Annotated in this window: 17 protein-coding genes and 1 pseudogene; 10 read left to right on the top strand and 8 right to left on the bottom strand. The window is 47.9% G+C overall.

What is annotated here, in order from left to right:
- Nucleotides 1-12 precede the first annotated feature (12 nt).
- Genes WKT20_RS01070 through WKT20_RS01050 form a run of 5 tightly spaced genes read left to right on the top strand, consistent with a single transcriptional unit; the run spans nucleotide 13 to nucleotide 9,495 of the window.
- The gene (locus tag WKT20_RS01070) at nucleotides 13-2,394 is read left to right on the top strand and encodes an ABC transporter permease (protein WP_340416668.1); all 2,382 of its coding nucleotides are present in this window, start codon (nucleotides 13-15) and stop codon (nucleotides 2,392-2,394) included.
- An 18-nt stretch (nucleotides 2,395-2,412) separates the two neighbouring features.
- Nucleotides 2,413-4,818, top strand: coding sequence for an ABC transporter permease (locus tag WKT20_RS01065; protein WP_340416667.1), 2,406 nt, complete (start codon nucleotides 2,413-2,415; stop codon nucleotides 4,816-4,818).
- 36 nt (nucleotides 4,819-4,854) lie between these two features.
- Entirely contained in the window at nucleotides 4,855-6,402 is a 1,548-nt protein-coding gene (locus tag WKT20_RS01060) for a TlpA family protein disulfide reductase (protein ID WP_118164651.1), read from the top strand.
- Nucleotides 6,403-6,425: 23 nt separating this feature from the next.
- Nucleotides 6,426-8,795 carry an ABC transporter permease gene (locus WKT20_RS01055; RefSeq protein ID WP_340416666.1) on the top strand — a complete coding sequence of 790 codons (2,370 nt, stop codon included), beginning with the start codon at nucleotides 6,426-6,428 and terminating at the stop codon, nucleotides 8,793-8,795.
- A 25-nt stretch (nucleotides 8,796-8,820) separates the two neighbouring features.
- Nucleotides 8,821-9,495 carry an ABC transporter ATP-binding protein gene (locus WKT20_RS01050; RefSeq protein WP_117701570.1) on the top strand — a complete coding sequence of 225 codons (675 nt, stop codon included), beginning with the start codon at nucleotides 8,821-8,823 and terminating at the stop codon, nucleotides 9,493-9,495.
- Between the two features lie 9 nt (nucleotides 9,496-9,504).
- On the opposite strand, the gene WKT20_RS01045 is transcribed toward WKT20_RS01050, so the two are convergent.
- A complete protein-coding gene (locus WKT20_RS01045) occupies nucleotides 9,505-10,335 on the bottom strand; it encodes a helix-turn-helix domain-containing protein (protein WP_340416665.1) in 831 nt (276 codons plus the stop codon).
- A gap of 73 nt (nucleotides 10,336-10,408) precedes the next feature.
- On the opposite strand from WKT20_RS01045, the pseudogene WKT20_RS01040 reads away from it, so the two are divergent.
- Nucleotides 10,409-10,925 (top strand): annotated as a pseudogene (locus tag WKT20_RS01040) (TolC family protein); the annotation flags it as partial.
- Between the two features lie 13 nt (nucleotides 10,926-10,938).
- Nucleotides 10,939-11,445, top strand: coding sequence for a hypothetical protein (locus tag WKT20_RS01035; RefSeq protein WP_340416664.1), 507 nt, complete (start codon nucleotides 10,939-10,941; stop codon nucleotides 11,443-11,445).
- 20 nt (nucleotides 11,446-11,465) lie between these two features.
- On the opposite strand, the gene WKT20_RS01030 is transcribed toward WKT20_RS01035, so the two are convergent.
- Genes WKT20_RS01030 through WKT20_RS01020 form a run of 3 tightly spaced genes read right to left on the bottom strand, consistent with a single transcriptional unit; the run spans nucleotide 11,466 to nucleotide 13,685 of the window.
- Nucleotides 11,466-12,389: a DNA/RNA non-specific endonuclease gene (locus WKT20_RS01030; protein WP_340416663.1), complete on the bottom strand. Its 924-nt coding sequence runs from the start codon at nucleotides 12,387-12,389 to the stop codon at nucleotides 11,466-11,468.
- A gap of 12 nt (nucleotides 12,390-12,401) precedes the next feature.
- Nucleotides 12,402-12,863: a hypothetical protein gene (locus WKT20_RS01025; protein ID WP_340416662.1), complete on the bottom strand. Its 462-nt coding sequence runs from the start codon at nucleotides 12,861-12,863 to the stop codon at nucleotides 12,402-12,404.
- A 3-nt stretch (nucleotides 12,864-12,866) separates the two neighbouring features.
- Nucleotides 12,867-13,685, bottom strand: coding sequence for an ion transporter (locus tag WKT20_RS01020; RefSeq protein ID WP_118242557.1), 819 nt, complete (start codon nucleotides 13,683-13,685; stop codon nucleotides 12,867-12,869).
- 504 nt (nucleotides 13,686-14,189) lie between these two features.
- On the opposite strand from WKT20_RS01020, the gene WKT20_RS01015 reads away from it, so the two are divergent.
- The gene (locus WKT20_RS01015) at nucleotides 14,190-15,275 is read left to right on the top strand and encodes an HpaII family restriction endonuclease (protein ID WP_340416661.1); all 1,086 of its coding nucleotides are present in this window, start codon (nucleotides 14,190-14,192) and stop codon (nucleotides 15,273-15,275) included.
- A gap of 85 nt (nucleotides 15,276-15,360) precedes the next feature.
- Here WKT20_RS01015 and WKT20_RS01010 read toward each other — a convergent pair whose 3' ends face one another.
- The 4 genes from WKT20_RS01010 to WKT20_RS00995 form a co-directional block, all read right to left on the bottom strand.
- Nucleotides 15,361-16,338 carry a dihydroorotate dehydrogenase-like protein gene (locus WKT20_RS01010; RefSeq protein WP_258361942.1) on the bottom strand — a complete coding sequence of 326 codons (978 nt, stop codon included), beginning with the start codon at nucleotides 16,336-16,338 and terminating at the stop codon, nucleotides 15,361-15,363.
- 13 nt (nucleotides 16,339-16,351) lie between these two features.
- A complete protein-coding gene (locus WKT20_RS01005) occupies nucleotides 16,352-17,020 on the bottom strand; it encodes a YggS family pyridoxal phosphate-dependent enzyme (protein WP_117701583.1) in 669 nt (222 codons plus the stop codon).
- 18 nt (nucleotides 17,021-17,038) lie between these two features.
- Entirely contained in the window at nucleotides 17,039-17,521 is a 483-nt protein-coding gene (locus WKT20_RS01000) for a DUF4494 domain-containing protein (protein WP_085930674.1), read from the bottom strand.
- 80 nt (nucleotides 17,522-17,601) lie between these two features.
- The gene (locus WKT20_RS00995) at nucleotides 17,602-18,840 is read right to left on the bottom strand and encodes a fucose isomerase (protein WP_340416660.1); all 1,239 of its coding nucleotides are present in this window, start codon (nucleotides 18,838-18,840) and stop codon (nucleotides 17,602-17,604) included.
- Between the two features lie 205 nt (nucleotides 18,841-19,045).
- Here WKT20_RS00995 and WKT20_RS00990 point away from each other — a divergent pair, with 205 nt between their 5' ends.
- Nucleotides 19,046-20,248 carry a pyridoxal phosphate-dependent aminotransferase gene (locus WKT20_RS00990; protein WP_118164640.1) on the top strand — a complete coding sequence of 401 codons (1,203 nt, stop codon included), beginning with the start codon at nucleotides 19,046-19,048 and terminating at the stop codon, nucleotides 20,246-20,248.
- Complete coding sequence (locus WKT20_RS00985; protein ID WP_117701589.1) at nucleotides 20,245-21,495, top strand: ABC transporter permease; 1,251 nt, start codon at nucleotides 20,245-20,247, stop codon at nucleotides 21,493-21,495. The genes WKT20_RS00990 and WKT20_RS00985 overlap by 4 nt, the downstream gene beginning before the upstream one ends.
- Nucleotides 21,496-21,573: the final 78 nt, after the last annotated feature.

The following is a 21,573-nucleotide window of genomic DNA, read 5'->3' as shown; positions in this document are numbered from 1 at the left end:
AAAGAAATTTATATGAACACACTACGCTATGCTTTACGTTTCCTGCTTCGTGCACGGACGTACACACTGATTAATTTGTTGGGGTTGGCATTCAGTCTGGCTTGCTGCATCATTTTGCTCCGATACATCCATCGGGAATTGACGGTCGATACCCATTGTGTAGACCGGGAAAAAGTGTATGCCGTGCAAGTGAGTGTGTCTGGAGGTGCATATTGGGGCTCTTATGCAGCTTATCGGAATGACAGTGTGCTGATTGCTCCGGAGCTGATAGAAACAAAATGTAGTTTTGTTCCGTTGGAGAATGATTTTCTGGTCAGTGAGGGACACCGTTACCGTTGCGATGCCCTTGCTACGGACAGCACGTTTTTTCAATTGTTCTCTTATCCGCTGATACAGGGAGAAAAGAACCTGACCGATCCTTCTTCAGTAGTACTGACCCAATCGTATGCACGGGAGGTTTTTGGTTCGGACAACCCTGTCGGAAAGACAATCACTTATTCCAACGGACAAGAATATGTGGTGAAAGGCGTGATAGGGTTTCCTGTCAACAAAACCTGGCTGAATTTCGATATGCTTCTGGCAAATACTTCTTCCAATATGTGGAAGAAGATGCCGCTGGATTTGTACCGTTTTGTGCTCGGAGCGGATATGAGTAAGCTCAACCAGGTGGGGAAACATCCACGCCGTCTGAATCCGCACTATCCGGAGGATACACGTGCGTACACCTTTCGTTTTGTACCGTTGAAAGAATGTTACTTTTCCAACTTGGAAATAAGGGATAAAGCATCTATTTATGTATGGGGAAATTGGGGACAGTTGCAGATATTCATGGGTATCTGTGCGCTGCTGCTGGTTACCGGATTGCTGAACTTCATCAACCTTTACATGATTTTTATGCTCAAACGCACGCACGAATACGGTATACGCCGGGTGTTTGGAGCAGGAAGAGGAGCTGTCTTTGCACAGATTTTTGCCGAGAACTTTCTGCTTTCCGCTTTGGCGGTGTTGCTTGCGTGGGTATGCATTGAACTGACACGGATACCTGTGTCCCGCTTTTTCGGGTTTGATTTCTCCTATACAGCTTTCGATGGGTATTTGTCCTTGGCGTTACTGGTATTCCTTCCGCTGATGGCCTCGCTTTATCCGTATTTCCGTTTCACGCGTATCTTGCCTTCTGTCGGCATTCGTCTGGTGAGTACCGCCGGGCAGTCGGTACGGGCGAGGATGGGACTGTTGCTGTTGCAGTATGTACTTACCTTGATATTGGTGGTACTGGCATTTTATTTTAATCGTCAGCTTGATACTTTGTTGAATACCGAACCGGGGTATCGTACGGAGAATATTTTAGTGGCGCATCTGGCACACGAATCGAAGGATTATTCGTCCTATCGGAATCCGGAAGACATACAGGCACGTGTGCAGCGAGTGAAACAACTTGGTGCTAAGATGAAAGCTTGCCCCGATATAGAGTATTGGGTAGCGGATCAATCTGCGCTGACCTCCAGTGATTATGGAATGAAGTTTATAGGAAACAACGGGCGTACGGCTTTTTTGTATATGTGGTATGCCAATCCTTCTTTCTTCCGGCTTTATGAACTGCGTTTTGTAGAGGGAACGCTTCCCTCAATGGAAGAGGAAGAAGATTGGAACAGGGAGTATTATGTGGTGAACCGTGCGGCACTGAAGGCGTTGGGGTATGATTCCTGTCAAGGAGCTACATTGATGTATGAAGATGACAAGGTGAGGGCTCAAAACCCGGAAGCGCATCCTATTGTAGCGGTTATCGATGATTATTATGACGGACATATCAGTGCGGGTGTGCATCCGATGGTATTTGTGGTGCGACGTGGCTCTTCCGGTGACCTGTATACGTTGTCATACCGTCCGGGACGTCTTGCTGCGGTGATGGATTACTTGAAAAAAGTGGAACGTGAAATATATGGCACAGAGGAATTTGAATATACATTGTTTTCCGACCAGGTGAAACAGATGTATGCGGCAGACCGTCGGATGGCAATGCTTTACACTGCGTTTGCTTTTATCGCCATTGTCGTATCTTGTTTGGGGCTGTTCGGCATTTCCCTGTTCGATATCCGCCAGCGTTACCGTGAGATTGCCATCCGCAAAGTGAACGGTGCCATGCTGAAAGACCTATATGTGCTGTTGCTCCGCCGTTACGTGGGGATGCTGTTGCTGGCAGCCGTGGTGGCAGTGCCGCTGGCTTGGCTGGCCATCTACTATTATACCGCTGATTTGGTGGTGAAGGCTCCGGTGACGGTCGGTCTGTTCCTGACAGCCTTCCTGATAGTAGCGGTGATTTCTGTGGCTACATTGCTCTGGCAGGTGAACAAAGCTTCCCGCATCAACCCGAGTGAAGTAATGAAAAGTGAATAATAAAAGAATGAACTTATAATGATTGCACATTATTTGAAAGTGGCTTTCCGCAATTTGTGGAAATACAAGACACAGCATCTGATTGCGTTGGTCGGAGTAGGGGTGGCCTTGCTGTGTTTCAGTATCTGTCTCTACGTGGTCCGTTATGCTTTCAGTATGAATCATTGTTTTGCAAACTATGAACGGATTGCCGAACTCAATATTCGTGACATGAAAGAAGGGAAGGTGTTGAATTATACTCCTGCGACGTTGGCCGAGGAACTGCGTCTTCAAAAGCCGGATGGGATTGAGGCATTATGTGTGGTGGATTATTCACCGATAGAACGGCCTTTCAACGTGGAGATGCCTGACGGGAAGCAGTTACCTTATTCCTTCGCCGTGGCAGAGACGGATTCTTCCTTTTTCCAAGTATTGACTCCTAAGATTTTGTGCGGTTCGGCTGAAGTGAGCAAGATGATGCCAAATTCATTGGTCGTGAGCGAAAGTATGGCACGCCGGGTATATGGGGATATTCGACAGGCGGTAGGAAAACAGCTGGTACTGATGCGCCGGTTGTACACTTCGCCGGATTCTACTCCACGTACCGGTGGAACGGTTTATACCATTCAGGCAGTGATTGAGGATATTCCAGAGAACAACAGTATTGCTTTTATGAAGCATCTGGATATGTTTTCCCTCAACGATTCGGAAGGAATCATCCAGAATGATGCCCGTTATGCCATTATCAGATCCTTTACGTATGCGTTGCTGCGTAAAGGTTTTACTCTGGAGCAACTCAATGAGTGGTTTTATCGCAGCAAACAGACGCATCGGATGCATGATACAAGCTTTGCGGTGGAAGCTCATCCGATGGGAGATAGGGACTGGAATGGGGGACTGCTTCGTACGATGGTATGGACTACAATGGTAGCCGGGGTATTGATTTTACTGGTGGCCTTGCTTAATTTCTTTCATCTGCTCGCGGGGTCTTTCCTTACTCGTATGCGTGAATTCAGTATCCGGCGAGTGGCGGGAGCGTCTGGAGACAGTCTTTTCGTCCAACTGTTTACACAGTCTGCTTTGTTGGTTTTGCTGGCCGGCCTGTTGATCGGTGTTTGCATCGAGGTGATGGCTCCCTGGTTGAGACTGGAAATGGCCGGATTGTATTTGCAGTTTGACGCTTCTCTGCTGATGGTACAGAGCCTTGAGTATTTGGCTGGCTTGTTGGGAGTATGTGCTTGGGTGTGTGGAATAGTCGTGTGGAAGGTACGTCGCATGCAGGTGCATGCAGGGGTGACTGGCGGTGTGCACCGGGGAGGAAAGAGACGGCTGCGGAATCTGTTGTTGGGAGTGCAGCTGTTCATCTGTTGGGTTTTTATCTCACTGGCAGCGGCACTTTATCTGCAATCGGATAAAACGGGACGTACCTTGTTCGGGACATTGAGCTTGGAGGAGAAAGAGCAGATTTTGAGCATTCCGATGGATTTTTCCTTTATGAACGCCGTGCAGAAGCAGGATCTGATACATCAGTTTAAAAACTTGTCGGGAGTCGAAGAGGTACTTCCGGCCGACATCAATTATTTGGGAGGTGTTTCCGGTACGGGTATGTATACGGAGAAAGATGATAAAGGCAGTTATGTGGATGTAAATGTGATGCGTATAACTTCCGGTTTCTTTCGTTTCATGCACATTCCGATGCGGTCGGGACATACGCCGCGTGAATCGTCCGATTTGGTGATAGACGAGGCATTATCTCATCGTCTCGGAACGGACATCATGGGGAAACCGCTTTATAATTTTGACGGAGATGCCTACACGGTTAAAGGAGTGTGCCAGACATTTGTGTCCAGTGTGTATTATGATAGTGAAGGATTTATATTCCTCCTGAGCGGGTTCGATGATTATTGTGGGCATTGCTATATAAAATGTAAGGAAGGACAGGCGGAAACCGTCTCTCAGGAGGTCCGGAAGATACTGAAAAAGACGTTGCCGGAAAGTGTGGAAGTGAAGGTAAGCACGTTCATGGACGACATCCGTGAGTCACAGGCGCTTGAGTTCAAGCTCCGCGGAATTGTATTGTTCTTTTCGGTAGTGGTGCTGGTGATTTCGTTGTTGGGCGTGTATTCAGCCGTGACCATCGACACGGAATATCGGCGGAAGGAGATGGCTATCCGAAAGATTAACGGTGCCGGAATGCGTCAGATAGTCTGGCTGTTTGCCCGACTTTATGTTACTTTACTGACGGTGACGGCTGTGTTGGGATTTGCGTTGGTTGAATTTTTGTTGAGGCAGTTTAGTACCTTGTATACGGTGTTCTTCCAGCATGGGGTGGCTTTCTATTTTTGCCTCTTCCTGAGTGTCTCCTTGTTCGTCGCCCTTACGGTAGCTTTCCGTATTTGGCAGGTATCCCGGGTGAATCCGGCAGAAGAAATCAAGCGGGAGTAATATAATAGTATAATAACCTAAAATGAATAAATAACCATGAGAAAACAAGTATTAGCCTGTCTGCTCTTAGGTGCATTGGGAGCACAGGCACAAGAGAAATTTGTAGTGGAAGGACAGTTGAAGCACATTTCCGACGGAACCGTGTTCAGTTTGATGAAGCGAGAGGGGAATGTAGGGAGTATGGCGGCTACCGACACGTTGCGGAACGGCACATTCCGTTTTGAGCTGACTACCGCCGGAAACGGGCTGGAACGCTATGATTTGATGGCACATGACAAGACGAGTTTTCCACCCATGTCGCTCAGCTTGTGGGTGAATCCCGGAAGTCGTTTGCTCGTACAGGGAGAAAATCCGTATATTTACTCTTGGAAAGTAGAGAGTGATGTCAAGGAACAACAGTTCCAGCAGCAGCTGATGCAGGCTTCCCGCAAGGAATGGGAAGAGTTTCAGCGGTTGTCCATGCAGAAGTTTGAGCTGATGAGGTCGGCTGCACAGGGAGGAAACAAGGAACAGGCTCGTGCAAAGGTAGACAGTCTGCAACAACTGACGGATAAGTTGAGCGATCAGATTACGCAGCATACTATCGCACTTATGAAACAGTCGCCGGTCAATGCCGTCTGGATGGATGAATTGTATCGGATGGGGATGTCGGTGAAGTTCCGTAAAGACTATCCGTATAAGGAAGACGTGCAGCAGTTGTACGACCGTCTGGATGCCGCACAGAAAGAGACTTTTGAAGGGAAGAGCGTGTACCTGGCCTTGAATCCGCCGACTGTAGTGAAAGTAGGCGAGGAAGCTGCCGATGCGGATATGTACGACTTGGAAGGAAAGGTTCACCGCCTGGCTGAGTTTCGCGGGAAATACATCTTGCTGGACTTCTGGAGCCGGGGATGTGGTCCTTGTATCATGTCGCAACCGGAGCTGAAGGAAATCAGTGAGATGTACAAGGACAGCCTGGAGGTGGTCAGCCTGAGCATTGAGAACCGGAAGGGATGGGAAGAGGCTTCTAAATCGCATGTCATGACCTGGAATAATTGGAACGATTTGGAAGAGAACAACGGACTGTATGCCCGTTATGGTGTCAGAGGAATTCCCCATTTTGTGTTGATTTCGCCGGAAGGAAAGGTGGTTGACAGCTGGAGTGGATATGCAAAAGGTTGGCTGAAACTGAAAATTAAAGGCTCGATGGCTCCCAAACAGCCGATGCGTATCGAATGGAAGGACGGTCACAAAGTGGTGCATCATCCGCGGAAGAAAACAGAAAAGATGGAGGTGCTGACCATCCGTCAGGTGGAGCTGACCGACTCGACTACGGTACTTCGCGTGCATGCACGGTATATTCCAAATTATTGGATTCGGTTGGACAAAGCGACTTTCTTGATGTCGGACAAGGGGGTGAACTATCCGCTCCTGCGCAGTGAAGGTTTCGCGATAGACGAGCAAGTGTTTATGCCCGATAGCGGAGAAATGGATTTTACGCTCTATTTTGCTCCGCTGCCCAAAGATACCCGTTGGTTTGACTTTTCGGAAGGCGAGCACGTGGAAGGGGGATACTATATCGAAGGCATCCGTCTGACAGAATAATAACGTATTAAAATTGATAATGGATGATACTGAATGTCACACTGAAAATGATTTTGCGAAGCTGGTGGCGGAACAAGGTGTTTTTCCTTGTTTCAGTAGCCAGTTTGGCATTGGGATTAGCCTGTACCAACTTGTTGGTGACGTACTTTGTGCATGAGCATGGGTTGGAAGGGCATAATCCGGACCGTGGCCGTATGTTTTTCCTGCGGCAGGATGACCCGATGACGGAGGGGAAACGAGTGGCCTTTGCCGGCGCAGAGGTTCCTCCGCAGCTGAAGCAAAGCTATGTCGAGGTAGAGGACTTTCTCCGGTTAGGAAAACTGGATTTGCTTTACTGCAAGGTGAACGAGCAGAAGGTGGAAGGTGATTTTAAGATGTTGTCGGCCGATACGACCCTGACGAGCTTTTTTGATTATCGTACGGAAGAAGGTAGTTTGAGTCAGGTACTCTGTCAGCCGGGGAAGGTGGCGTTGAGTGAGGCTTGTGCTCGTCGCCTTTTCGGAGGGAAACAAGCGGTAGGAAAGCAGGTAGAGGCACATTTCCGTTTTGGAGAGGCCCGTACGTATGAAGTGGCAGCAGTACTTAAGGAGCGTGAACAATCGCTTCTGCAGTTTGACATGCTGATAGCACACGACCCTGATTTCTTCTGGGGTGGACTTACACTGCTGAAGCTGACTCCGGGTACGGATGCGGGTCACCTGGCTGATAAAATGAATGCGGACAAGGTACCTACACTGATGCCCGGTCAGACGAAATATTACTTGGATCCGCTGGACGCCATTTGTTTCACTACTCCCGACGATGCTTCCCAGCAGACACTCGATTATGTCAGTCAGACACCCGTGCAGACTCTCTATATCAGTCTGCTGGCAGCCGTGCTGATACTGATTATTGCTTGCTGCAACTATACCAACATGAGTTTGAGCCGCTTGCTGCAACAGCTTCGTATGATTCATGTGGAGAAATTGATGGGGGCTACCTTGCGCAATATCCGTCTGCAACTTTTCGGGGATGCTTTCCTGACGGTGGTGTTGGCATTCGGCTTGTCCATTCTGTTGGTCAATGACTGTCTGTCACTGTTTAATGACCTGTTAGGCTCGCGGTTGACCATGACGTTCTTCTTCAGTAGTCAGATGTTGCCGTGGTTGCTGTTATTCATTCTGTTGATGTCGGTAATACCGGCATGGTACATCAGCTGTCGCCTGTCACGCTTGTCGTTCACGGAGTACCGCACCCTTTACAGTGGCCGGCGCAAACAGCGTTTTGTGGCGGTACTGGTAACAGTGCAGTTCGTGATTTCCACCGGATTGTTACTGGCTACGCTGACAGCACGCAACCAGATGGAACTGACCCGCCAGCGGGCTTCGCGTTACGAGGGCTGCATTGAGATAGGGGATGCCTTTGGTGCTCCGTTGGCCCTCTTCAAGACGGAACTGGAAAAACGGGTGAAAGGGATTGAATCCATGACACTTTCCAAGGCTTCGGTGCTTAATGCTTGGATACGTCAGTTGAACGTGCAGCGTCCCGGTGGGAAGGAAGTGCGTACCAATCTGCTGACATTGGAAGGCGACTCCACGTTGTTGCGCACCTTGCGCATTGAACAGTTGAGTGGAGAATCTCCTTCTCGTCTGTTGGAGCGTCAGGCTTCTCCTGTACTAGTGAACGAGAGTTTTGTCCGCTTGTTAGTGCCTGCGGGTACGGAGGTCGTGGGGCATGCCTTGCGCGAGTTCGATACGGAAACAAAAGACAGTCTGGCTGTAATTGCAGGGGTGGTGCGCGACTTTTCCGTCAATTCGCTGGAAGAAGCGGTAACACCTCTTGTCATCACGCTGTTGTCGGCAAGTGACTTGCAGAAAGGATTCTATTTGCAACTGCGTCTTCGTCCGGAAAACCGTGAAGAGACCTTGCAGCAGATAGAAGCCGTATGGAATGAAATGAATCCTAACCAACCTTTCGGTTATGCAGATATGCACCGGGATTTTATGGCACGTAACGGGAAAGTGCTTTCTTTGTCGCATATCCTGACTTTCTATGCTGTGATTGGGCTGTTGCTGACAGGTTTCGGATTGTTTGGCATTGCCTGGTATGCCACCCGTCAGCGGATACGCGAAATCAGTATCCGCAAGGTGCATGGAGCAACACGGGGGCAGATTATCTGGCTGCTTAACAAGCCGTTCTGTATCTATGCTGTAGTGGCGTATGTAGTGGCCATGCCTGTCGGCTGGTGGTTCATGCTGCATTGGCTGGAGCAGTTTGCGTACCGTGCCCCGCTTTCAATTGGTATCTTTGTATGGCCGTTGCTGGTGGTGTGGGGCATCTCAGCGGTCATTGTCTGCCTGCAAGGTTGGATATTGAGTCGGGTAAATCCGGTAGAATGTATAAAACAAGAGTAATATCATTAAAATAAAATTTTGAAGTATGATTAAGACAGAAAATTTACAGAAAGTATTCCGCACAGATGAAGTGGAAACTTGGGCATTGAATAATGTAAATATCGAAGTGAAGGAAGGAGAGTTCGTGGCTATCATGGGCCCTTCAGGTTGTGGAAAATCTACCTTGCTGAATATCTTGGGACTACTGGACAATCCCACGGGAGGCAAGTATTTCTTGAACGGAACAGAAGTGGGGGGCTATACTGAATCGCAACGTACTTCCTTGCGTAAGGGAGTGATTGGTTTCGTGTTCCAAAGCTTCAATTTGATTGATGAACTGAACGTATTTGAGAACATCGAACTGCCCTTGTTGTATTTGGGCGTACCTTCGGCAGAACGTAAACGGAAAGTGGAGGCTGCCATGGAGCGGATGGGGATTACACATCGTGCCAAGCACTTCCCGCAGCAGCTGTCGGGCGGACAACAGCAACGTGTGGCTATTGCCCGTGCCGTAGTATCAGGGCCGAAGCTGATTCTGGCCGATGAGCCTACCGGTAATCTGGACTCCAAGAACGGACGGGAAGTGATGGAATTACTTACCGAGCTGCATAAGGAAGGCACCACCATTGTGATGGTGACCCACTCGCAGCATGATGCCGGTTTTGCCGACCGTGTTATTAATCTCTTCGACGGACAGGTGGTAACGGAAGTGAACCTTTAAAAATAAGGTTTAGGCTTGTTTCTTAAACTGGCCGGGCGACATTTCGCAGTAACGTTTGAAAAACTTGCTGAAAGAAGCCTGGTCAGAGAAACAGAGCTTTTCGGCCACGTCTTGCACGCTGTTGGCTGGATTGAGCAGACAGACTTTCGCTTCTTCTATCAGGCTTTCGCTGATGAGCTGGTTGGCTGTCTTGCCATAGAGTTTCTTTAACTTGGCCGATAACGCATCAGGGGATACGTAGAGTTGGTCGGCATACCATTTTACGGTGTGGTGATAACGGCAATTGGTATGCATCAGGTATAGAAAACGAGGGAGGGTATCTTTCCAGCGGAAAGAATGCTCGAGCTCGTTTTCTTGTTTATACATGCGGAAGATTATGTTCCATACTTCCAGGATGAGGGAACGAAGCGTGTTTTCCAGCATTTCAACCAGGAAATGATTCTCTTTTTGCTGAAGGGTGTGGCGTAGCATGTCCACATGTGATTGTATCCGGAGAAGATCCTGTTTTTCTAATGGGATAAACGGCTCTAGTACGTGTCTGTATACATAGGCTGCGACCTTGGAACGGATGCATTCGGCTGCCTGCAAAAAAATCTCCCTTCGGGTTATGAGCAGACATCCTTCGAAATCACGGTCTGTTTTCAGGTCGCTCCATTGGTAAGGTTCGATAAACTCGATGTAGGAAGGAGCAGGAATGACGGTCCGCTTGTCATTGGTCTGGATGCTGATTTCTCCTTTTAATACGAGCAAAGGCACCGTATGCTGTGTGTCGATACTTCCTTTCTGGAATTGATTTTCTCCCCGTACGGTGAAGATACCCATTTGTTCATTGTACACCATATCTCGCTCCGTTCCGTCTGCTTGCAGCGTCGGAACCAGTCCTTTGTAAACGCATATTCTTTCATTTTGTATCCTTAAACAGGCTTTTTATGCCACCAATCAGGCACGCTCCAGTTTTTATCCGAGCGTGACATTGAGCGGATCGGCCGGATGGACAAATAGTGGGGGAGCCCTTGTGACCAATCCGGGCGCCTGGCTGCTTCAGTCAGGCGGTAGGCTCTCTGGTGCAACCTCTTTTTCAGCGGGGACAGCTTATGGCAAATCTGAAAATCAGCAAGGCACAGCAGGAAGAAGCTTTGCTGCAGTTTCAGCAGACCTTGCTGGATGCCGGTGCGGAGGTGAACAATGCCCTGAGCCAGTGGCAGACGGCCCGTCAGAAAACGGTGCTTGACCGCGAGCAGGTGGCTCATCTGAAAGATGCGTTGCGTGACACGGAACTGCTGATGGAACACGGTACAACGAACTACCTGGAAGTGCTGACTGCTCGTCAGTCATTACTGGCAGCGCGACTGTCGCTCGTGGCCGACCGGAATGCGGAGATAAAAAGTGTCATTACCCTTTATCATGCATTGGGAGGGGGAAACAATTAACATATAGGTTGATATGAAGAAGATGATGATAATTGCTGCATGCGTGGGAGGACTCGCATGTATGCTGGCATGCAATAAAGAAGAGGTGGGTGCGTATACTCCGCTTCCTAAGATTCACTTGGGAGAGACGTTCAAATATAAATGTGAGCCGGAGAATTACATCCGGCTCGAATATGATACCCTTGGTGAGGCCGCTGTCTTGAACTTTTATAAAGACGAAATCACCTCATTGGATTATCTGGAGTACGATGAAAACTCGTGTACCTTCTCCTTTCACAAAGGAGAGACGGGGCTTTATCGTATCAGCTGGGAGTATACGTCGGGAAATACTTTGCGGATACTTTACGGACAGAGCGGTATGTGGTATCGGATGAATGCAAGCGGTACTCATGAATATCTGCTGGAAGCCAATGACGGAATGGCAATAAAGGTCATAGCCTACCGCACGAATTTTGATTCTTTGCATTGCACGATAAATCGTTTTTGTATTGAAGAATACAAAAACGAAGAACAGGAGTGAACCGAAGTTCCGGCCTGCTTTCACCTTCCTGAAGGCAGTGCCGGAATATCGGCCTCTATTCGGTTCTCCACCTCGTCGGGGAGCTTAGAGAAGAAATCCATTCCCGTTACCTTTTCCACGGAATCAACCGGTACCATATATTTTTCCAGTGCCTGATGATGTGCCTTGTTGTCGAACAGAAAGCCCATGGCGATGGGACTTTTCCGGTTATAAATCAGCACCACCTTGAAGAAACGGTCGGGCACGGCTACCCGATGCTCTCCGATGCGCTTGGGTTGCTTTTTATCATAGATAGGTCCGCAGGCAATGTACACTGTGCCATATTTCCGGGCCCAGCTGCGGCATAATTCCTCCAAATCTCCCCAGTCGTCCCGGTTCAGCTTCTGATTCTGCGGGCAGATGTTGCTCATGTAGAACGATTCCTCCATGGCTTTCTTGCTCCATTTCATGTCGGCTGCCGGAGCCATGTGTCCCCGGTCGTATCCAGAGCGCGTATAATCGTCATGCTCCACACGGGGTTCGGGCAAATCCGGGTCGGGTACGAAGCGGTTCTTTCGCTCTTCACTTCCTTTGGTCTCCTGCCGTGTCAGTTCCCAGGCCACCCAGTTGGGCGTTTTGTAGAAATTATTGTATGAAACGGTGTACCCTGTCCGCTGCAACTTGATTTCTTCCCGTTTGGTCAGCATGACGGGAATTTCCAGTTTGCTGCTGATTCGGCTGGCCGAGGGTTGTGCTTCCGTCTCGTCCTGCGACTTTTCCGGCAGGCGTTGTGTTACTTCCTTCTGTGCCTTCTCCAGTGTGTGCGAAAGTTCCTTTGTCAGTTCCTTAGCTTCCGGCAGGTTCTGCTGGTTCTGATAGAAATAAACACCGCCACCCAGAATCAGCAGCAGGAGTATGAAGCCTTTCAGGGAGCCGGTGGATGAACTTCTCTTTTTCTTTCCCATGGTGTGCGTGTATTAAACCAGTTTGAAACGCATCCGGAAGATACCGTCCTTAAAGTCGTGACTGATAATCTTGAAGGTGCCGATTTCTGACGTATTCTCTACATGCAGCCCGATGCACAGACACTCGTCGTAATCGCCTACGTGTACCACACGAACCGTCTCGGAAGCTCCTTCAGGCAGTCGTTTCATGTCAAAGCGTCCGGTAGCTTCTTCCTGTGTGATGAATTCCGTGGTGACAGGCAAGTGACGTGCGATTACTTCGTTGACAGTCGTTTCAATGCGTGCAATATCGTCTTCCGAAGGTGCTTGTGAAAGCGCAAAATCGAGTTTGCTTTTCTTCCGTTCGATATGGGCAGATACAGCCCGTCCGCATCCGAAAAGATTGACCATGGTGCGGTTGATAATGTGTTCGCAGGTATGCATAGGAGGATACTCCTGCTTGTTGTGTGCGTTAAGTTGGATTTCTTGTTCCATAAATTACATTGATGAATTGTTTTTTTCTTTTTGCTTTTTTTCTATCAGCATGCTCATGAAGGCCGAGCTGATGATACCTGTAGGAATGGCAATCATGGCGATACCAATCAGGCTGATGATACTGCTCAACAACCGTCCTAACGGAGTAATCGGGTAAATGTCACCGTAACCCACGGTGGTGAAGGCCACGATTGCCCACCAGAATCCGTCGCCGATATTTTCAAAGGCTTCCGGTTGTGCGTAGCGTTCGATGTAGTACATCAGAATGCCTGAAAAGCCTAACATGATGCCACAGGCAGTATAGGCCGTAACAAGCTCTTCTCTGACGGTCCGGAGTACGGTGCCAATCATCTGGAAGGAACGTGAATAGCGTATCAGCTTGAAGATAATCAGTACGTAGGCCAGTACCACAAGATGTACGTGCGGGGTTTCCTTGTACACATAAATCACCATGAACGGGATAATTGCCACGAAGTCGATGATTCCATAAAAAGAGAACAAGTAGCGCAGACGTGCCTTCCAGGCATGGTTACAGCTGGCATATTGTACGGGAGCTGCCGCAATTCGTAGTCCATACTCAATGGTGAATATAAAGGAAGCCAGGTAGTTGAATGCATACAGACTGTTACGGTAAGGAGCCGATTCCTCAAAGGAACTATATATGATGGAGCAGATGGAACTGATGATAAAGAACAATACAAAATATTGAAACCATTTTTTCATTAGCTGGCGATGAATCATTCGGTACAATTTTTCGTGGCGAATTAAGTGCGGGAACTTTTCGCGCAGCGGGTCTATAAGATTGTGAGGTTCTATGTTCATGGCCGTGATTTTGTTTAATGGTTTTCACTGGGTCTTGTCACTCCTATTTTTGCAGGATATGAATCTTCTAAAGTGACAAATATACTCTTTTCTTTTGCAATGAGAGAAGGAGTAGAGAGAAAAGTATAAAAGACGGGCTAATTTTCAATGTAAAATCGACTTTTTGAAAACGCTTTTGTCTTTAGTTTCAAACGCCAAAGCGTTTGAGGTAAGACGTACTTACGTTTTAGTTGAAATGTCCTTGCGTTTTAATACGAACGCAAAAGCGTTTTGGGGGAGGGAAAATAAGGGCATAAAAAAAGGAGTTCCGCTGAACTCCAACCTTTGTTAACCTTAAATCTAATACTATGAAAAACACATTGCAAAGGTACGCATTTTCTGTTTCTCTGCAAGTAAAATGCCCCTTAAAATCTGTTTTATAACATCTATTATAATTTGCATTTGCCAGAAACGTTTTTGTTAACGCTTCTTTTACTACCTTTGCAATTAAAAAATAGACAGATTATGGCATTTGAAGCGACGAAAAGAGAATGGGGAGAGCTGTATGCGTTTTTCCGGCTGCTGGCCGACGGTTACGTGTATGGTGGTACTCCTGATGTGAAGAAGAACGAAGCGCTCCGTCTTCCGGTGGCAATGGTTCAGCGGGAAGAACATGACGGTACGCGTCAGTATATTTTGGAAAAAGATACCGTGCACCTGAAAGGGGAGAATATAGACAAGCGGATTCCTCGTGAGGACTTTGCTACGGTGGCAAAGCTTATTTATGCAGCGATTCGTCAGAGCCGGGAGGATGATGTCACATCTCCCGATGGCGTGGAGGAGTTTCTGGATGAGGTAGCCATTTTCGATTTGGAAGCCAAGACGGACGACCGCACGGATTTCAGCGTGGCTTTTTACTCGGTAGATGCTCCGCTTACCGGATTCTGTGTCCGCTCCCGTCTGGGAATGATGATTCCGTTGCTTGACGGAGGGAGAACCGCTAATTTCAAGTTTGAGCAGACAGGTGTGAAGTTTGCTACCCCGACCGTCAACAAAATCAATGCGGAAGGTGAGGAGGACGATGTCATATCCCGTATGCTGATGATAGAGCGTCTGGGAGGCGCACTGAAGTACAGTGACGTGGCCGATAAGATTTTCCGCAGCAACCTGTCCATGATTGATTTGCACATGGGACGACTGATGGCGGAAATGACACGCCTGATGTGGTTGGACGGTATCACGAAGGTGTCGGAACTGACGGAGGAAATCAAAAAGCTGAATCCGCTGAAGATAAAGGACGAACTGATTACGAAGCACGGCTTTTATGAATATAAGGTGAAGGAACTGCTGCTGGCTTTGGCCATGGGACTTCGTCCGGCAAAGCTGTATAACGGAACAGACTCTGCCATTGCGGGATTCCTTTTCGTGACGGGTGACGGGGAAGTGTTGTGCTACCAGCGTGCCTTCCGTCAGACATTTGCCGATTTCCTTTTCCAGAACAGCCGCTTGGAAAAAGGTTCTACGGAAAAAGACAAGTATGGTTACCTGGAACGTGAAAATGGGGTATATTATTTTAAACTGAACCTGAAAATCGGTTTGTTGAAGCGATAAAGTTCGGATAGTAGATAAATGAAAAACGGATTCTCCGACCGTCGAAGTCAGGGAATCCGTTTTTTATGCATTTCCGCGAAGAGAATTATTCTTCGTGGTTGCTGTAATATTTCATGAACTGTGTACGTTCGAACGGGTTGATGTCACCTGCGGCTGAGGCATTCATCTTTCCTTTGAACTGTGCAATGGAATCATAGCCTTTGTCGTCCATCCATTCAGCCAGTTCTTTCTTCATCTCTTCAATCATCTGGTTGCCATGCTGGTAGATAACGCTGCAAACTTCTACGGCAGCTGCTCCTGAAAGCAGAGACTTGATAACGCCTTTTCCGTTGTGTACGCCACCTGAAACCGCATAATCCAGCTGAGGAACTTCTGCCGAAGCAATGGCTGTCCAGCGGATGCGGTCAGACAGTTCAGAAGGTGAACTCATTACATTGGCTGTAGTGAAAGTCAGGTTGTCAATCTGGATGTCCGGCTGGTAGAAGCGGTTGAACAATACCACAGCAGCAGCACCGTTGGCATACAACTGGTTGATAAGTGCTACCGGATTAGTCAGGTTGCTGCCCAGTTTCATGATAACCGGAATGCGGATTACTTTCTTGATGTGGCGCAGGATGTCGATGTGACGCTGTTCAAAGCTTCCCGGTGTATAATCCTTGCTGGTCTGCAAAGAAAGGATATTCAGTTCCAGTGCATCGGCTCCGGCTTCTTCCATCAGGCGGGCAAAGTCAGTCCATTCGCTGTCACTATAGCAGTTGATGCTGGCGATTACCGGAATCTTGCAGTGTTTCTTTACGTCTTCAATCAGGGTGATATGTTCGTTCAGCGCATGTGAGCGTACGTATGCTCCCAGGTAATCGTCGGCTTCTGGTGAGCCATAGCCCTGCATACTTCCTGCCTGCATGTTGATTTGTTCTTCGAATACTGATTTCAGTACTACTGCACCAGCTCCGGCTTCTTCCAGTTTCTGAATTTTAGCCAGGCTGTTAGTCAGTCCAGAACTACTGATAATAATCGGGTTGTTCAGAGTTAACCCTGCAAAAGTTGTTTTTAGTTGTGCCATATTCTTCTCGTTTTTAATATACTCTATCTCCAAAAATCTTGCTGCCTACACGCACCATCGTGCTTCCGGCCTGAACAGCCAGCGTATAGTCGTGCGACATGCCCATGGAAATTTCCTTGAAGGTGTCACAATCTTTAAAATAGGTAGCTTTCAGTTCGGTAAAGAAACGGTGAAGGCTTTCAAATTCGTTGATGATTTGTGATTCGTCGTCTGTATTGGTGGCCATTCCCATGACTCCGCTGATGCATACATGAGTCAGCTCTTTCCACGGGGTGGTTTCCAGCATCTCGCGACAGGCTTCAAAAGAAAATCCGTATTTGCTTTCTTCTTCTGCGATATGGATTTCCAGCAGGCAAGGTATCACCCGGTTGCATTTAGCCGCTTGTTTATCGATTTCAGCCAGCAGCTTGTAGCTGTCTACGGCATGAATCATGGCGATGTAGGGTGCGATGTACTTCACTTTATTGGTCTGCAGGTGGCCGATGAAATGCCACTGAATATCGGCGGGCAGGGAAGCCTGCTTCTTGCTCAGTTCCTGTTCCTTGCTTTCTCCGAAGATGCGCTGCCCGGTTTCGTATGCAGCCAGAATCGCTTCGTTCGGGTGAAACTTGGAAACAGCAACCAGACTGACCTGGGGAGGAAGTTGTGCCCGTACTTCTTTTAAATTAGACTGAATATCCATGGTGTGGTAGGTGTTTGTTTATCGTTTGTCTGCATCCGGGAACTCCGGTTTTACGTCAGGCTCTGCAGAGTAGGGATATACGTCCATCAGTGCGGTTTCGGCAACCGATGCGATGACGTAGTCGGCCATTGTGCCCTTCATGCCTTCATCCAGTTTCTTCACGGCATCGCGCAGGTCGGCAGCCTGTACCAGTACGTTGGTAGCTGTTTTCTTTTCCGCACCGCTTTTCTCGTCGAGGGTGATGAAGTAGAGCTTGCACTTGAACCAGCGGTCGGCAGCTTCCTCGTCGCTGGGAAAGAGCTCGCTATAGTTGGCGCGTTTGATGTCGGATACAGTGAATTCTCCGCTGATGAACGGAGTGATTTCTTCGATAATACGCGATTCGGCTTCGGTAAAGCTGAGTGCGTCCACCAGATAGGGTTCCGTTACTTTCTTGTTCATTCCGTTTTCGGCTACTTTCTCGTAACGGATCTTGCATTCAAACCAATTATGCATCATAATTTTTCTTGCTTTTCAATTTGTAATATTTCACACAAAGATACGATTATAAATTGAATGAGAGAATAAATGGTTTTGAAAAATCAGTCAATTCTCGGTTTGCAGCGGTTTTGTTGCATGAATTCCTGAATGAGGTCGGTGTAATTCCCTTGAATCAGGATGTGGTGGTTGCCCAGCGGATTATGCAGGAAATAGTCAGCCGGCTTATCCAGGCGTACCTTTAGCTGTGTGCGACAACAGGTCACCATGTTGGTATTTTCGATGCAATGTCCAGAACTCAGATAATATTCGTCCAGACATTCTCCCCCGCATTTGAAGAGGGTGACTTCGCCCGGATGTACAATGCCTTGAATGGCGATGCCGCTTTCTGTTTCAAAATGGTTGCGGATAATAAACTCTTCGGCCATTTTGGTAGGAATGGAGCAGTGTGCCAGCAGTACTTCGTTGCGGTCAAGGTATACAAACGAAGGATTGGCCATAAAGCCGGGCTTTCCGATGAGTTCTTTTACCATCAGCAAGGTCATGATGGATTGCAGGTCGCCTTCGCATCCGGCAGGTATTCCTTCGTCATTCAGCAAAGAAAGGGCCAGGCAGCCTGTGGTCTTCAGGCTCTGGATCAGCGAGAAGCAGGACAGGGTAAGAGCGTCCAGGTTTTCTTCCTTGCATACACGTCGGATGGCTTTGTACAGGCGCATGGCCCGAAGCAGTTCTTCCGGAGTAGCCTCCTGAATCCCTTTGGCGCGGTGGGCAAACAAAGAGGCTTCTGGTCCTATTTCATCTTCCGTAATCTCGTGGAAAGCTTTTTCTACGGTCTCAATGGAGATGTCCGTGTAAGTCACTCCCCAACGTTGTCCGGCTAACAGATAGTCTACGTGGCTGGCTACCAGCCAGGAGGCCGGAGTGCCGATTACGCCGATGCGTTTTTTCTTCAGGGAACGTTTGGCGGCAAATGCCTGGTGATGTAAAAGTACCTGATTTACCATGTCGGGCACTAAACCATGGATGATTTTGACCTTCATGTCTCTCGACTGAATCCATGCCGAGATTTCAAGGGCGGCAGCCAGTGAGTTGTTCAAGCCGTCTGTCAGTAGGGTGATGGGATAGGGCAGGATGCTGAAAAAACGCACCACTGCATTTTCCACGCCCCCGCTGGCAATGAAAGCCATTTTGTATTCATGACTGGGAATGCTTTCAGAGTCTGTATAGTTGACAAGGTGAAGGGTAAAATGTTTTTCCAGTTCCACGAACAGGTCTTTATGCTTTTCGTAGACTTGCTCCACCTTGTATGTGCCGGCTGTAAATATAATTAGGTAAAGGTTCATAATGCTTGAGTGTTTGGTTATCGATAGCAAACATACGGATTTTTTGGGTAGAAGACTTGGAAAATGCCTGAAAAGGCGTTAAACTTTACTTGGGGGGCCTTTTTCTCAAAAGAAAGGAGTAGACGTATTTTTCTGAGCACAAAGTTGTTTAATTTCGACATTCGCTTTATCTTTGCATTTCAGAATCTTTTTTAAACTATAAAATATGCCAAAAATATCCATCAGAGGAACTGAAATGCCGGACTCGCCGATACGTAAGCTTGCGCCTTTGGCTGAAGCTGCGAAAGAGAGAGGAATTCATGTATATCACTTGAATATTGGTCAGCCTGACCTGCCTACTCCACGAGCGGCCCTCGATGCGATTCGAAATATTGACCGCAAGGTGTTGGAGTATAGTCCCAGCCAGGGATACAGAAGCTACAGAGAGCGTCTGGTGGGATATTATGAAAAGTACGACATTCACCTGGATGCCGATGACATTATCATTACTACCGGAGGGTCGGAAGCTGTGCTGTTTGCGTTTATGAGCTGTCTGAATCCGGGGGATGAGATTATCGTGCCGGAACCGGCGTATGCCAACTACATGGCGTTTGCGATTTCGGCAGGAGCGGTTATCCGTACGGTGACGACTACCATCGACGAAGGTTTCTCTTTGCCGAAGGTAGAGAAGTTTGAAGAGTTGATTAATGAACGCACCAAGGGTATCTTGATTTGTAATCCGAATAACCCGACCGGGTATCTGTATACTCGCCGGGAGATGAATCAGATTCGGGATTTGGTGAAGAAGTACGACTTGTTCCTCTTCTCCGATGAAGTATATCGTGAATTCATCTATACAGGTTCTCCTTATATCTCTGCCTGCCATCTGGAAGGTATCGAACAGAATGTGGTATTGATTGACTCTGTATCGAAACGTTATTCGGAATGTGGAATTCGTATCGGTGCGCTGATTACGAAGAATCCGGAAGTGCGCAAGGCGGTGATGAAATTCTGTCAGGCTCGTTTGAGTCCACCGTTGATTGGCCAGATTGCAGCTGAGGCTTCGCTCGATGAACCGGAAGAATATGCTCGCGAAACATACGATGAATACGTGGAACGCCGTAAATGTCTGATTGACGGATTGAACCGTATACCGGGTGTTTATTCTCCAATACCGATGGGAGCTTTCTACACTGTGGCTAAACTGCCGGTGGATGATTGCGAGAAATTCTGCGCATGGTGTTTGTCTGATTTCAATTATGAAGGAGAAACCGTCATGATGGCACCTGCCAGCGGATTTTATACCACACCGGGCGGCGGTAAAAACGAGGTGCGTGTGGCTTATGTATTGAAGAAAGAAGACCTGGTACGGGCTTTGTTCATTCTGCGTAAGGCGCTCGAGGCCTATCCGGGAAGGGTGGATGAATGATGAGCAACTGGAAATTTTTTATTGCCCGACGGATTTACCGTAGCAGGGAAGGAGAGAAAGAAGTATCAAAACCGGCCGTACGCATTGCGATGGCCGGTATTGCTATCGGACTGGCTGTGATGATTGTGTCGGTGGCGGTGGTCATTGGCTTCAAGCATCAGGTGCGCGACAAGGTGATAGGCATGGGTTCTGATATTGTGGTTTCCAGTATAGAAGGAGCACAGCTTTACCAGATGAATCCGGTGGTGGCAAACGACAGCTTGTTGTCGGTGATACAGAATATTCCCCAGGTGAGCCATGTACAGCGTTATGCTACGAAACCGGGCATGATCATGACCGCTGATAACTTTCAGGGAATGATTGTGAAGGGGGTGGCGCAGGAGTACGATTGGACATACCTGAAGGCACACTTGCAGGAAGGAGAGATTCCTGCACTGACGGACTCCGTGGCTAGCAACCGTGTGCTGGTTTCCCGTTCCATGGCTGACAAACTTTCATTGAAGGTGGGTGATAAGCTTTATACCTATTACATAGAAGGCAATGTACGTGCTCGCCGGTTGACAGTGAGCGGGATTTTTCAGACCAATTTCTCTGCTTTCGATGATTATTTCCTGATAACTGACATGTATACGGTTAACCGTCTGAACGGATGGGAACCGGACCAAGTAGGAGGTGTAGAAGTGGCTGTGTCGGATTATCGTTTCTTGAATTCGGTGAATGATGACATTCGTGGTCATATTCAGGAGCAGACAGACCGTTATGGGGCAATCTATTGTTCTCGTACCTCAGAAGAACTTTATCCTCAGATCTTTGCATGGCTCGACTTGCTGGATACTAATGTATGGGTCATTCTGATTCTGATGACCGGAGTGGCGGGTTTTACCATGATTTCCGGATTGCTGATTATCATCCTTGAACGTACACAGATGATTGGGGTACTAAAAGCCTTGGGAGCCGACAACGCTTCCATTCGTCAGATATTCCTGTCGTTTTCTGTTTTCCTTATCGGAAGGGGAATGTGCTGGGGAAATGTCATCGGGCTGTCGTGTTGTCTTATTCAGTATTTTTTCGAGCCGATTAAGTTGGATCCGGCTACGTACTATGTCAATGCAGTGCCCGTGGAACTTCATTTGGGTTGGATTGTATTGTTGAACGTGTGTACCTTGCTGGTATCGGTAGGTATGCTGGTCGGTCCTTCTTATCTGATAAGCCACATTCATCCTGCAAAATCCATTCGTTTTGAATAAATCCTGCTTTAAAATCAAGAGCAAACAAATCTTTTTTACTAATTTTGCACTCTCAATTGATATTAAAGAATAAAATAA

It is taken from the genome of Phocaeicola sp. ICN-14070, assembly GCF_037892625.1.
GTDB lineage: Bacteria > Bacteroidota > Bacteroidia > Bacteroidales > Bacteroidaceae > Phocaeicola > Phocaeicola plebeius.
Note: the sequence above shows the minus strand (reverse complement) of the source record. Positions and strands in the feature narration are given on the sequence as shown.

Excerpts from the sequence above, each read along its gene's own strand:
- WKT20_RS01070 (WP_340416668.1), top strand. The coding sequence starts at position 13 with ATGAACACACTACGCTATGCTTTACGTTTCCTGCTTCGTGCACGGACG.
- WKT20_RS01065 (WP_340416667.1), top strand. The coding sequence starts at position 2,413 with ATGATTGCACATTATTTGAAAGTGGCTTTCCGCAATTTGTGGAAATAC.
- WKT20_RS01060 (WP_118164651.1), top strand. The coding sequence starts at position 4,855 with ATGAGAAAACAAGTATTAGCCTGTCTGCTCTTAGGTGCATTGGGAGCA.
- WKT20_RS01055 (WP_340416666.1), top strand. The coding sequence starts at position 6,426 with ATGATACTGAATGTCACACTGAAAATGATTTTGCGAAGCTGGTGGCGG.
- WKT20_RS01050 (WP_117701570.1), top strand. The coding sequence starts at position 8,821 with ATGATTAAGACAGAAAATTTACAGAAAGTATTCCGCACAGATGAAGTG.
- WKT20_RS01045 (WP_340416665.1), bottom strand. The coding sequence starts at position 10,335 with ATGGTGTACAATGAACAAATGGGTATCTTCACCGTACGGGGAGAAAAT.
- WKT20_RS01035 (WP_340416664.1), top strand. The coding sequence starts at position 10,939 with ATGAAGAAGATGATGATAATTGCTGCATGCGTGGGAGGACTCGCATGT.
- WKT20_RS01030 (WP_340416663.1), bottom strand. The coding sequence starts at position 12,389 with ATGGGAAAGAAAAAGAGAAGTTCATCCACCGGCTCCCTGAAAGGCTTC.
- WKT20_RS01025 (WP_340416662.1), bottom strand. The coding sequence starts at position 12,863 with ATGGAACAAGAAATCCAACTTAACGCACACAACAAGCAGGAGTATCCT.
- WKT20_RS01020 (WP_118242557.1), bottom strand. The coding sequence starts at position 13,685 with ATGAACATAGAACCTCACAATCTTATAGACCCGCTGCGCGAAAAGTTC.
- WKT20_RS01015 (WP_340416661.1), top strand. The coding sequence starts at position 14,190 with ATGGCATTTGAAGCGACGAAAAGAGAATGGGGAGAGCTGTATGCGTTT.
- WKT20_RS01010 (WP_258361942.1), bottom strand. The coding sequence starts at position 16,338 with ATGGCACAACTAAAAACAACTTTTGCAGGGTTAACTCTGAACAACCCG.
- WKT20_RS01005 (WP_117701583.1), bottom strand. The coding sequence starts at position 17,020 with ATGGATATTCAGTCTAATTTAAAAGAAGTACGGGCACAACTTCCTCCC.
- WKT20_RS00995 (WP_340416660.1), bottom strand. The coding sequence starts at position 18,840 with ATGAACCTTTACCTAATTATATTTACAGCCGGCACATACAAGGTGGAG.
- WKT20_RS00990 (WP_118164640.1), top strand. The coding sequence starts at position 19,046 with ATGCCAAAAATATCCATCAGAGGAACTGAAATGCCGGACTCGCCGATA.
- WKT20_RS00985 (WP_117701589.1), top strand. The coding sequence starts at position 20,245 with ATGATGAGCAACTGGAAATTTTTTATTGCCCGACGGATTTACCGTAGC.